Origin of the sequence: Chryseobacterium sp., from assembly GCF_022712095.1 — a bacterium.
Lineage (GTDB): Bacteria > Bacteroidota > Bacteroidia > Flavobacteriales > Weeksellaceae > Chryseobacterium.
On the sequence record NZ_JALAHD010000094.1, the window covers coordinates 1 to 12,857 of the forward strand.

General features: G+C 33.4%; 10 protein-coding genes. 8 read left to right on the forward strand and 2 right to left on the reverse strand.

What is annotated here, in order from left to right; genetic code table 11:
- Positions 1–92: 92 nt before the first annotated feature.
- The 8 genes from Q0A18_RS04710 (at position 93) to Q0A18_RS04745 (ending at position 10,300) form a co-directional block, all read left to right on the forward strand.
- The gene (locus tag Q0A18_RS04710) at positions 93–863 is read left to right on the forward strand and encodes a glycogen/starch synthase (RefSeq protein ID WP_292009019.1); all 771 of its coding nucleotides are present in this window, start codon (positions 93–95) and stop codon (positions 861–863) included.
- Between the two features lie 16 nt (positions 864–879).
- Positions 880–2,454: a DUF4270 family protein gene (locus tag Q0A18_RS04715; RefSeq protein ID WP_292009020.1), complete on the forward strand. Its 1,575-nt coding sequence runs from the start codon at positions 880–882 to the stop codon at positions 2,452–2,454.
- Positions 2,455–2,476: 22 nt separating this feature from the next.
- Positions 2,477–4,330 (forward strand): glutamine--fructose-6-phosphate transaminase (isomerizing), encoded by a 1,854-nt coding sequence (glmS, locus tag Q0A18_RS04720; protein ID WP_292009021.1) that lies wholly within the window; start codon positions 2,477–2,479, stop codon positions 4,328–4,330.
- Between the two features lie 108 nt (positions 4,331–4,438).
- A complete protein-coding gene (gldK, locus tag Q0A18_RS04725; protein WP_292009022.1) occupies positions 4,439–5,851 on the forward strand; it encodes a gliding motility lipoprotein GldK in 1,413 nt (470 codons plus the stop codon).
- A gap of 48 nt (positions 5,852–5,899) precedes the next feature.
- Positions 5,900–6,601: a gliding motility protein GldL gene (gene gldL, locus Q0A18_RS04730; RefSeq protein ID WP_292009023.1), complete on the forward strand. Its 702-nt coding sequence runs from the start codon at positions 5,900–5,902 to the stop codon at positions 6,599–6,601.
- Between the two features lie 51 nt (positions 6,602–6,652).
- Complete coding sequence (locus Q0A18_RS04735) at positions 6,653–8,245, forward strand: GldM family protein (RefSeq protein ID WP_292009024.1); 1,593 nt, start codon at positions 6,653–6,655, stop codon at positions 8,243–8,245.
- Between the two features lie 23 nt (positions 8,246–8,268).
- Positions 8,269–9,207, forward strand: coding sequence for a gliding motility protein GldN (gene gldN, locus Q0A18_RS04740; protein WP_292009025.1), 939 nt, complete (start codon positions 8,269–8,271; stop codon positions 9,205–9,207).
- Between the two features lie 58 nt (positions 9,208–9,265).
- A complete protein-coding gene (locus Q0A18_RS04745) occupies positions 9,266–10,300 on the forward strand; it encodes an FAD-dependent oxidoreductase (RefSeq protein WP_292009026.1) in 1,035 nt (344 codons plus the stop codon).
- Between the two features lie 511 nt (positions 10,301–10,811).
- Here the strand turns inward: Q0A18_RS04745 and Q0A18_RS04750 are convergent.
- Positions 10,812–12,212 carry a hypothetical protein gene (locus tag Q0A18_RS04750; RefSeq protein ID WP_292009027.1) on the reverse strand — a complete coding sequence of 467 codons (1,401 nt, stop codon included), beginning with the start codon at positions 12,210–12,212 and terminating at the stop codon, positions 10,812–10,814.
- Positions 12,213–12,444: 232 nt separating this feature from the next.
- Positions 12,445–12,857 (reverse strand): META domain-containing protein (locus tag Q0A18_RS04755; protein ID WP_363315946.1); only part of this gene is annotated, 413 nt, incomplete at its 5' end.

Genomic DNA, 12,857 nt, shown 5'->3' on the forward strand with positions numbered 1-12,857 from the left:
AATTATCGTAAAAAAATGTTAATTAAAATAATGTTGGATGTTTTTTTGTAATTTTGCACATTAAGCGTTTTTAAATTTAGATAGAAAATTATATGCCGAATCAGAAGATACTGTACATTACTACAGAGATGTTTCCATATCAGGAAGACACAAATATGGCTGCAGTGGTCAACAAAATGGCACTTAAGATGCACAATGAAGGCAATGATGTAAGAGTTTTTATGCCAAGATTTGGACAGATAAGTGAGCGAAAATTCCAGCTTCATGAGGTGATCCGCCTTTCTGGAATGAATATTATAATTAATGACCTTGATCAGCCATTGATTATCAAAGTAGCTTCTCTTCCGGGGGAAAGACTTCAGGTTTATTTTATTGATAACGAAGAATATTTCAAAAGAAAGCAATATTATTTTGATGATGAAGGAAATTCATTCGATGATAATGATGAAAGAGCTATATTCTTTGCAAGAGGAGTCATCGAAACTATTAAAAAGTTAAACTGGGTGCCTGATGTGATCCACTTAAATGGATGGATGGCTTCCTTTATTCCAATTTATCTTAAAACCTACTACCAATCTGATACTTACTTTAAAGATGCGAAAATCGTTCTTTCTTTATACAATGAGAAAGATGCTGCGTTGAATAAAAATGTAGGTGAAAAATTGCAGTTTGACAATATTTCAGGATTAAAAGCGTTAGATAATCCAAGCTTCCAGAGTTTTGTTATTGAAAGTATGAACTATGTAGATGCAGTAGTAAAAGGAGATGAGTTTTTAAATGAAGATTTTGATAAAGCTTTCAATGAAACACAAACTCCAAAATCGGAGTATCTTGATGTAGACTCTATTAATAAACTTTATTAAATTAAATACATTTTTAATGATTCATACTATTAAAAAGACTTTAACCATATTTTCCTTGGTGATTTTTGGCAGTGTATTGCTTTACAATTGTGAACCGGATCCAGATTCTTTGGGGCAACAATTATTTGAGAATGGAGCAGCACAGGGGAACGAAAAATCTTTTGATCTTATAGCTTATAATATTAACAATAACGATAGTATAAGAAGTGATGCATCAAGAATGTATTCTGACTATTACGGCGGAACTTCCAGAGCAGTTCTGGGGGCTTTTACAGAGAGTCAGTTTGGACTGCAGAAGGCCTCTTATTTTACACAATTAAGATTGTCTACATATAACCCTAATTTTGGTACAAATGCGGTGGTGGATTCAGTAGTTTTAGTGATAAAACCTACTTATGCCAGCGATTCTGTAACAACTACCACTAATGAAGATTATGTATACCCCGAAGGAAGTATTGCCGCTAAAAAAGTAGTAAGTACATATCCTGCACTTAAATATGGGAAAGCTAAGAAGAGTTTAACAATCAGAGTGAATGAAGTGACAGACTTTTTAAATGGTTCTGCTGATATTGCTTATTCTAATAAAGTATATAACTATTCTACTGATTTGGGATCGAAAGTTTTCGACGGTAAAGTAAATACGGTAGCGATTACTAAAGATGAAGATGATTCTTCTATTTATACATCAAGCGCTGTCGGTTTCAGAATTCCTTTGAGTTCAAGCTTCTTTCAGACTAAAATTATCGGAATGCAAAGTAAATCCGAGCTTCAGGATGTTTCTAACTTTATCAGATATTTTAAAGGACTGAGACTGTCAGTTGATGAAAGCGATGGTTATTTATTCCAATTCTCTCCAAATGATTTGGAATTGGTTATGTATTATAAATACGATAATACAGATTCTGACGGAAACGTTACAAGAACACAAACCAGTTATAATTTTATTTTAGGATCTACCAATGCTCATATTGCTCACTATGAATATGACAGAGCCGGTACTCCGTTAGCTAGTGCCTTAGCCTCAAGCAATACTGCCAGTGGAGATAAAAGATTATATATGCAGGGAATGGGTGGTCCGTCAATCGGAGTTAAAATTCCGGATACTACTATTGAAGAACTTAAAACTTTATACCAAAATAATAAAGCAGCTATTATCAGTGCCCGTATCAGAATTTATACAGATAAGGATGTATGGAATAATAGTTATGTAAAGCCTTCTTTATTTACGATTCTCCAAGGAACTAAAGGTGCTGGTACAAATAAGGATACTTTTGCTTTGACAACTGATTTGTCAAGTGGGTTAGTGTCTACTTCAACCTATTTTAAAACATACGATCTTGATAAAAATCCTGCTTATTATGATTTCATTATTACAAAATCAGTAAAAGATATTGTAGAAGCAGAAGGAAGTAATACGGATAAGTATTTTAAAATCAATATGGGAAGCTTTATTGGTAATGCTGCTCAAACAGCTTTGCAGGGTTATAATTATACAACCAGAACAAGTACAAGAGACAGAGCTGTATTTGTAGGAACAGACCCTAGCAATGCAAATAAAATTCAATTAAAAGTTATTTACGGAACAAAATAAAATTAAAAACACTAGATAAATTATGTGCGGAATTGTTGGTTATACAGGATTTCAGGATGCCTATGATGTTGTAATTAATGGTCTTAGGAGGCTTGAATATAGAGGGTATGATAGTGCAGGAATTGTGTTAGAAAGTCCAAGCAATACATTTGAAGTAGAAAAAACGAAGGGGAAGGTAGATGATTTGGTTGCTATTTCCAGCCAACTTAAAAATACAGCTAAGTTTGGAATGGGGCATACACGTTGGGCTACACATGGAGTTCCAAGTGATAGAAATTCTCACCCGCATTTGTCTAATAATGGGAAAATAGCGATTGTACATAATGGGATTATTGAAAATTATGATACTATTAAGACAATGCTTATAGAAAAAGGTTTCTCTTTTAAATCAGAAACAGATACTGAAGTATTAGTAAACCTTATTCAATATTTCATGGATGTTAATGCAAAAACAGATTTCCCAACTGCAGTAAGATATGCACTTAATGAGGTATATGGAGCTTATGCAGTTACTGTAATGCATGAAGATTATCCTGGGTTACTTATTGTAGGTAGATTAGGATCTCCTTTGGCAATAGGTATTGGTGATAAAGAATATTTCATCGCTTCTGATGCTTCTCCTTTTGTAGAATTTACTAAGGAAGCTATTTATTTGGAGGAAGGACATATGGCTACTATTTCATTGGAAAATGGAGTAGATATTCGTACCATTAAAGATAACTCCAAAATTCAGCCTGAAATTCAGGAATTAAAATTAAGCCTGGAGCAGATTGAAAAAGGAGGATACGAACATTTTATGCTTAAAGAAATTTTTGAACAGCCTAAATCTATTCATGATACCATGAGAGGTAGATTACTTGTAGACGAAGGAGTAATCAAAATGGCAGGAATATGGGATCATGTAGAAAGGTTCAAAAATGCTAACAGAATTATTATTATAGCATGTGGTACTTCATGGCATGCAGGTCTTATCGGGGAATATCTTATAGAGGAATATGCAAGAATTCCTGTAGAGGTGGAGTATGCTTCTGAGTTCAGATACAGAAATCCTATTATTACAGATAAAGATGTGGTAATTGCTATTTCCCAATCAGGAGAGACCGCTGATACTATGGCTGCATTAAAATTAGCTAAAGAAAAAGGTGCATTTATTTATGGTATCTGTAATGTAGTGGATTCTTCTATTGCAAGAATTACGGATGCGGGATCTTATACCCATGCGGGACCGGAGATCGGTGTAGCTTCTACAAAGGCATTTACAGCACAGCTTACTATTCTTACTCTGATTGCTTTTAAATTAGGTAAACATAATGGTAATTTAGGAAATGCAGAATTTATGAGCTTAATATCGGAACTGGATGCTATTCCTAAGAAAATAGAAGACGTTTTGAATACGACTCATGATCTGGTTCAGAATATTGCTAAAGATTTTGTAAGCGCTACCAATTTCCTTTATTTAGGAAGAGGATATAATTATCCGGCAGCACTGGAAGGAGCATTAAAGCTTAAGGAAATTTCTTACATCCACGCAGAGGGATATCCTGCGGCTGAGATGAAGCATGGGCCTATTGCATTGATTGATGAGAATATGCCAATCGTTATTATTGCACCTAAGAAAGGTCATTATGATAAGATTGTAAGTAATGTTCAGGAAATTAAAGCAAGAAAAGGAAAAGTGATAGCGGTAGTGAACAAGGGAGACCAACAGGTAAGCAGTATGGCAGACTATGTGATTGAAATTCCTGAGACTTCAGAATGTTTCTCTCCTATAGTAGCTTCAGTGCCTTTACAGTTGCTTGCATATTATATTGCAGTTTATAGAGGTGCCAATGTAGATCAGCCAAGAAACCTAGCGAAATCTGTAACTGTTGAATAAAAAATAGTTGCAAATAAAATAAATTTAGATTTCTTTCGTTATTTCAAAAAAAATCTTAAAAGTTTCTTAAAAAAATTATATATTTACGGCTTAATTATAAAAATTAACATGAAAAGGATATTTCTTTTATTATTATCTGCGTCGGTAGCATCGGTATCTTGTTCAGGGGGTGGAGCTTCAGTAGGGAAGCCCGGAACAAAAGGAGAATTGATACCAAAAGAAAAAACGAAATCATTTGTGGCAGAAAGACCATACGGAATGGTTGCAATTCCCGGAGGATCATTTATCTTAGGATTGGCAGATCAGGATATGACAAATACTCCTGAGAAAACATCGTTAAAAACTATTACTGTTTCTTCATTTTTTATGGATGAAGCAGAAACTACTAATGCAGAATACAGGGTATTTATCAATTATGTAAGAGATTCTATTGCGAGAACTTTATTAGCTGAAGCTGCCGGAGAAGGCGGAGAAGGTGGAGGTAGAGGAGCAAGCATAGGAGATTACGCATACCTTGCAAAAAAAGAAGAAAACTTAACACCTTATCAGGAATATTTAGAAAGCCAGGGAGGAAGAGACGGAGGATATGATGAAACGAAAAGACTGGACTGGAAAATTCCTTTACACTGGAATGTTTCAAAATATCCTGATGTAGAATATGCTGAAGTACTTGAATCTATGTACTTGCCGGCTTCTTCCCGAATAGGAAACGAAAGAATTTTAGACGTTAGTAAACTTAAATATAATTACCAGTGGGGAGATATGGATGCAGCACTTGCCGATAATGAGAGAGGGGCAAACTACCTTAAGAGTGCAAGCATTGCTATCTATCCTGATACAACCGTTTGGGTGAAGGATTTCCACTTTGCATACAATGAGCCTCTATTCGAACAATATTTCTGGCATAAAGCATACAAAGATTATCCTGTAGTAGGGGTAACCTGGGATCAGGCCAGAGCATATTGTAATTTCAGATCTAAATTGAAAACAGATTACAATGAAAGTCTGAAAAGAAAAAAACAAAGACCCATGAAATTCCGTTTACCTACAGAAGTGGAATGGGAATATGCAGCAAGAGGTGGTATGCAGAATGCAACTTATCCTTGGGGTGGTCCATACCTAATGGATGACAGAGGTTGCTACCTAGCAAACTTTAAGCCTAAGAGAGGTAATTATATGGAAGACGAGAAAAAAGGTACTTATACATATACCGCTCCAGTTAAGAAATTTAAGAAAAATGGATTTGGATTGTTTGATATGGCTGGAAATGTTTCTGAATGGACAGAATCTTCTTACAATAACTCTTCATACGTGTTCACTTCTACATTGAACCCTTCTACTAAAGACAAGGTTGATACAAAAAAATCTGTAAGAGGTGGATCTTGGAAAGATATAGGATATATGCTAATGACAGGTGCAAGAGATTGGGAAAGAAAAGATTCAGCAAGAAGCTATATCGGATTCAGAACTGTACAGGATATTCCTGAAGCAGCTGTTAAACCAAAAAGAGTTAACAGATAAACAAAATAATTTTTCAATAATTTTTAACATTAAAAAAAACTAAAATATATGTTTAAGACTAAAGATGCTTGGATGAATTTCTTCTATTCGTTCGGTGCTGCGATTGTAATTCTTGGAGCTTGGCTTAAAATTACTCACATTAACTTAGGCCCAATTAGTGGTAACGTTGCTCTTACAGTAGGGCTTATTACAGAAGCTATTATTTTTATTATTTTCGCTTTTGATCCACCAAAAACTGAAGAAGCTTATGCATGGGAAAATGTATATCCGGAGTTATTAGATAAACATGCTAATCCTAACCCATTACACTCAAATGTATCTTCTAAAAATAATATCAATATAAGTTCACAATTTGCAGAATTAGAAAATTCTCTTTCCAGCAAATTAGATAAGATGCTTGAAGATGCGAAACTGGATGTTCAGTTATTTGAGAGATTGAGATCAGGAATTGATAAATTTTCAAGTTCTGTAGATCAGATTAATCAGACTGTTGATGTTTCTGCTTCTACTCATAAATATAATGATCAATTAAACAAAGCTGCTCAGCATATGGAAAGCATGAATGCTTTATATGCTATGCAGTTGGAGAATGGTCAGAAACAGGCAGACTTTGCTAAGAAATATGTAGAAGATATGCAAAAATCTGCTGAGCAATCAGAAAAATTCAACGAAGAATTACAAGGATTAACTTCTAACTTAAACAACTTAAATAGAGTTTATGGTGGTATGTTGACTGCTATGAAGTCTTAATTTCCAACCCATTTCTAATTAACTACTTAATCAAAAACTAAAGAAAAGAGAATGGCACAAGGAAAACAGACTCCACGTCAGAAGATGATCAACCTGATGTATCTGGTGTTCATCGCTATGATGGCGCTCAATATTGATGCAGAAATCATCAGGTCATATTATGACTCTACAGTATCTCTGAAAGATACCCGTTTGCTGACCGAGCAAAAAAATGAAGATATCTTTGAAAAAACTTTGGAAGCTAAGGCCCAGCAAGTGCCTGATACTTATGCTCAGGCTTGGGAAGATTATAAAGTATTAAAAGGCAAAATCAATGATTTGGTTTCTCATGCGGATCAAATTAAAATTAAACTAGAAAAAGAATCTGGTTTTCAAGATAAAGATCCTAAAACAGGAAAAGATATTGATGTAAGCGAGAATTTCTCTGCACTTAACAATAACGAAGCTACTACTAATTATTTCTTTAAAGAAGGTGATGAAAATTCTCCTTCAAAAGGAGCAGATGATTTAAAAGTTAAAATTGATGATGTAAGAAATTATATTAATAAAACTTTTGGAAATAATCCTCAACTTGCGAAATTGGTATCCAGAGCTAATAAATCCCTGATTGCTGAATATGCTAAAGGGCAATCTCCCAATGAGAAAACATGGCTCCAAAATAAATTTTATCATCAATCGTTAATTGCTGCTATTTCTAACTTGGAAATTATTCAGAACGATGCGAGAAATGTTCAGTCAGATGCATTGGCATTATTACTTCAGGAAAAAGTAGATGCAAACATCAAATTTACAAGCTATGAGCCGATAGTTTCCGGACCTGTTGATATTCAGGCTGGTAAACAAGCTGAAGTTAAAGTAATGCTAGGTACTTATTCAAACAGTAATAAAATTAATATTACCGGAGTTAGCAAACTTGAAAATGGAAAAGGTATTATTCCTATTAGTGGTTCTGCATTAGGTGAGCACACTTTAAATGGTACTATTACATTAACGGATGCTTCAGGTAAACCTCAGTCTTTCCCTTGGACTCATACTTATAATGTTATTGCAGGACCAAGAGAAGTAAAACTTGAAAAAGGATTATTACTTTCTGCAGACAAGATGAATGTAATGTACAGAGGGCTTGATAACCCGGTTTCAGGGTCTATATTAGGTGCTGACAATTCTAAGCTTTCATTATCTGCTCCTGGAGCATCAGTTAGAAATACAGGTGCCGGTAAATGGATTGTTAGACCTACTTCAGGTAATACAGTGAGATTAACATTATCTGGAACCGATCCACATGGTAAATCGGTATCTCAGGTATTTGAATATAGAATTAAGAATGTACCACCACCACAAGGACAGATGAGAGGAAAGAATGTATTGTCTATGCCGGCAACTTCAGTTCCGAATCAGTCCGTGCAGGCAGCTATTCCTGATTTTGATTTCCCTGTTTCATTTAACGTTACCGGATTTATGGTAAAAGTACCGGGAAGAGCAGGTTTACTAATCTCTGGAAGCTCATTAAGTGAAGCGGCAGGATTAACGAGAAACCTGAGAGCAGGAGATGTAGTTTATATCTATGATATTAAAGCAACAGCTACCGGTCTGGATGGTCAAATTGTTAAAAATATATCTCCTATTGTTATTAATATACAATAAGATTAAATACTTAAAATTACATTATGAAAAAATATATTAGCAGTTTTTTAGTATTAGTTTCAGGGTTTTCATTGGCCCAGACTATTCTAAATGCTTCCTCTCCAGAGGAGTTTAGAAGAATGAGAGCTGAATCTATGAAAAAAGTGGGAGATACTGTTATTAGTAATAAGATCACACCTCTTGAATATGGATTTGTAGATGAAAAGGATATTTTGAAAAGTATGTTCGTATGGGAGGTTATTGATATGAATGATAAAATTAATCAGCCTTTCTATTATGATAATCCTGATGGATTGCTTTCTACTACTACAAGATCTTTGTATCAATTATTATTAGACGCAGCTTTATCAGGTAATATTACTGAGGTTTATGATGATGAAAACCTTACCATGAAATTATCACCGGAAGGAATTCAGAAAAGACTTGAGTCTGTACAGATTGATGATGCAGCTATTGATATCCTAAATTCAGGACGTCAGCTTACAGAACAGGAAAAACTTGAATATACAGACCATATTAAGACGACTACGGATAAAGTAAAAGTTCTTAAGATTATGGGAATGTGGTTCATCGATAAGAGAGACGGACAAATGAAATACAGACCACTTGCTATTGCAGCAATGGGGCCGGACCCGTCTATTCAGGGTAAAATTGGTCCTGATGGAATGCCTTTGGCAGGAGCTGATGAGCTTATCGACCTTTTCTGGATTTATTATCCAAGTGCAAGAGATATTCTGGCTAACAATTTTGTATTCAACAGAAAGAACTCTTCAGCTGACTTATCTTTTGATGACCTGATCAATGCAAGAAGATTTTCTTCTGTGATCTACAAGTCTTCATCAGGTTTAGGAGACGGTGTAATCAAAGATTATATTCCTAAAGATGCTGATGATCAGATTGAAGAAAGTGAAAGAATCAAAGAACAGATTCTTCAAATGGAAAATGATATGTGGAATTATTAAGCATTTCACTTGATATTTATATAAAACCTGAGTACTTTTACTCAGGTTTTTTTATATTATGAAAAAAGTAGATTATATCATTGTAGGGGATGGATATGCAGCTTTGTTTTTTGCACATCAGTTAATTAAGCATGGGAAATCCTTCGCTATTTATTCAGAAGGGAAAAAGAGCGCTTCCCGGGTCTCTGCAGGGATTGTTAATCCCGTAGTACTTAAGAAGTTTACCACATTTTGGAAAGCTCAGGAACAGATTGATCTTCTCAAGCAAATTTTAAAGGAAATAGAAGAATATACCCAAAAGAATTATCTGATTGAGTATCCTATTCACCGAATTTTCCATGATGAAAACGAACAGAATTTGTGGATGAAAAAATCGGATAATAAAGATCTTGTGAATTTTCTGAATAAGGATTTTAAGGCCTTGCAGGTGGTTAAAAATCCATTTAGAACAGGAAAGGTAAATCAATCTGCCCGACTGGATGTAAATGTATTTTTTGATGATCTATTTAATTATTTGGAATCTAATTTTAAACTTGTAAAAGAGAGGTTTGATTATTCATTGTTAAACAATGAGGAAAATATTTATAAAGATTTCATTTTTAAAAATATTGTATTTTGTGAAGGAATGGGAGTGAAATCTAATCCCTATTTTTCCACACTTGAGGTTAACCCTAATAAGGGACATCATATCAAAGTAAATCTTTCTGTACCGATAGAAGAGAAAGTAACTATTAAAAAGAAACATTTTTTGTTTCCTATGGAAGATAACATTTATTTTTATGGAGGAACTTATGACAGGAATCAATTGTACGATAATATTGATGATTCGGCAGTAGAACAACTTTGTAATGGACTATCAGAATTTTATCCGCATGATTTTGAAATTAAAGAAGCTGCTGTTGGTTTCAGACCTACTGTGAAAGACCGCAGACCTCTTATCGGAAGGCACGCAGAATATAAAAAGATGTATGTCTTTAACGGATTAGGAGCCAGAGGGATTTTAAATGGCTGTTATTTTTCAGAGAAGCTATATCAGTTTATTGAAAACGATGTCCCTCTTCCTGAAGAAGTCTCACTCCTTAGATTTACATAAAAAAAAGAGGAAGCAAATATGCCAGCAGATTGGGATGAGTTTCTGATATTGGCTTATTTGCATTCCTACTTCAATTTACTTACTTACCTTTTGAAGATTTAAATTCAAAATAAATTAATAAATAAATTTTAAACTAATCGGATCATATTATTTTCATCAAAGACAAAAATTCTCTTTATATTATTTATAAAACTTAACTTAAGTTTTATAGGTAATAACCTTTGTTAAAAAGTGAGCGTTTTTTGCAAATCGCCCACTGTTAAAATCCTTATTAGGGAACAAAATTTGTGTTTTTACTTACTTGCATATGTTGAGACAAATATAATCCCAATTCACGAAAAAAGTACTACTGCAATATTACTTCATTGATTTAATTAAATGATATTCAGTATGTTGTAATTTATATGGAGTGTTTTTGAGATATAAATGAAAGGGGAATTCACCATGCAAAAGTGAATTTTTATTGGCCTTTTTATTGAAATGACTGGTAAGAGATTTTCTTGGTGAGTATTTATAAATCCATCATCCATTTGTTTAGATCTACTTCGGAAGAAAGATTAAGCTTTTTTCTTAATCTATACTTTCTGGATTCAATGGTGCGGACTGAAATATTTTTATATTTTGCGATAGTTTTTGTTGATAGATTCATTCTTAAGAATGCGCAGAATTTTATATCATTGGCAGTTAGATGTGGATATTGTGAGGTCAGCCTATCATAAAAATCCGGATATACTTCTTTGAAACGGGTAAGAAAGAAAGGGTCATTATGGCTGGCAAGCTTAGAAAGCTCGTCGAATGCAGCATTCAATTTGCTTTTTAATTCATCGGTTTCATGGATGGTTTCAATAAGAATTTCATCTTTTTGCTTCTGCTTTTTAAGATATTTAGTCGATAATAAAACAAGCAGCAGGATTAAAACGAAAATTGTAGATGCAAATAAAATATAGAATTTTTGCCTTTGCTGTTTTTCTTTTCTGCTTTCTTCCTGAATTATTTTATCTATAGGGATATTGAGTGCTTCTTTTTCGGATTTAATGATACTATCCGAGATTTCGGAATATTTTTCAAGGTATTCATTCTTTTTTTCTGTGTTACCCCATAGCTTATAGGTTTCTGATATTAATTTATAGGCATTTTTAATATCATCTTTGCGGTTGAGCTGCTCAGAGATTTTAAGGGATTGAAGGTAATAATCAATTGCCTTTTCATAATCTTTCTTTTGTGTATATAATTTTCCAAACCCTACAAATGTCATAGATTGCTGATAGGAAATTCTATAGCCATCATGTAGATTTGATGCCTTATTAAGATAAAATTCAGCAGAATCTATTTTTTTCTTTTTTAGAAGCTGTTCAGCAATATGTACATAAGTTAAAGGTTGTGGAGATAATTCTAAACGTCTTTTTTGAAAATAATTGATGGAATCGCTATCAGGTTGAGAGGCTTCAAAATTATTTATTTTCCAAGTATATATGACATATAGGTATCTCTCCTTCTGTTTTTTATTTTCAATTTTCCGAGCATGAAATATGGCTCTACTTAAATTGGAATTAGATTGTTCTATAAGTCCTAAAGATGTATAATTTCTACCATATATTGCATACAATTTTGCTATTACTCTGGGATTTGTATTTTTATCCATTTTATTTTCCGCTCTTTCCAGATAAAGTAAACTTTCTTTATAGCTGTGTAGGTTCCATAAAAGGCTTCCGAGATTGATATAGGCGTTGACCAGATTTTCAGTAGCATCTTGTTTTTCATAATCTTTGATAGCTTTTTTATTGAGATTGATACTTTCTTTAATTTTGCCTTCAATTCTCAGTTTTTCTGTTAAGCTGTCTAGTTCGTCAATGCTTTGTGCATTAAAAGGTATGATAAGGAATAAAAATAAAATGTAGAATATTTTTTTCATACAGTTATATGGATTTCGCAATGCAAAAATAAATTTTCTGATAGATTTATCCATTTTTAAGGTTAATAAAATACTATTATTTATTTATTCTTAAAATAAATTATCTTTTTTGAAGAATATTTAAAGATGAAATTTATAATTAGCTCTAAAAAATGGTTAGAATGGAAAGCACTTTTACCTTAGTAAAAGTGCAATTGTATAATTAGAGTATTATTTTCAAAAATAGAGTAAATTATTTTTGCAGGATAAATTTAGCGAGCGGAGCCATTCGTCCTTTGTTAAGAGATAAGGTATCTCCTTTAAGAGAGTAGTTGTCAGCATGTAGAATGGCATCTGTAAATGATTTTTCTGTTTCCAGGTCATCACAGGCGATCATAGTGGACATCCCCTGATTGAATTTAATACGATTGATATCCTTTGAAATTTCAAATGTGCCTCCAATTCCATTACAACCTCCATTTCCTGAATATCTCATATCTGTCATATTGAGGGAAAAATAGGGAGTCTTATTTTTGGATGTTATAGCATTTCCTCTGAGTTCGATTAATTTCCAGGTTTTTCCTGTAATATCATTAGAGTTTTGTTGTGGGATGTTATTACTCTTGCATGAAGTCACAAGAAAACCGATAACAAATAAGATGATGT

Excerpts from the sequence above, each read along its gene's own strand:
- gldK (WP_292009022.1), top strand. The coding sequence starts at position 4,439 with ATGAAAAGGATATTTCTTTTATTATTATCTGCGTCGGTAGCATCGGTA.
- Q0A18_RS04745 (WP_292009026.1), top strand. The coding sequence starts at position 9,266 with ATGAAAAAAGTAGATTATATCATTGTAGGGGATGGATATGCAGCTTTG.
- glmS (WP_292009021.1), top strand. The coding sequence starts at position 2,477 with ATGTGCGGAATTGTTGGTTATACAGGATTTCAGGATGCCTATGATGTT.
- Q0A18_RS04735 (WP_292009024.1), top strand. The coding sequence starts at position 6,653 with ATGGCACAAGGAAAACAGACTCCACGTCAGAAGATGATCAACCTGATG.
- gldL (WP_292009023.1), top strand. The coding sequence starts at position 5,900 with ATGTTTAAGACTAAAGATGCTTGGATGAATTTCTTCTATTCGTTCGGT.
- Q0A18_RS04750 (WP_292009027.1), bottom strand. The coding sequence starts at position 12,212 with ATGAAAAAAATATTCTACATTTTATTTTTATTCCTTATCATACCTTTT.
- gldN (WP_292009025.1), top strand. The coding sequence starts at position 8,269 with ATGAAAAAATATATTAGCAGTTTTTTAGTATTAGTTTCAGGGTTTTCA.
- Q0A18_RS04715 (WP_292009020.1), top strand. The coding sequence starts at position 880 with ATGATTCATACTATTAAAAAGACTTTAACCATATTTTCCTTGGTGATT.
- Q0A18_RS04710 (WP_292009019.1), top strand. The coding sequence starts at position 93 with ATGCCGAATCAGAAGATACTGTACATTACTACAGAGATGTTTCCATAT.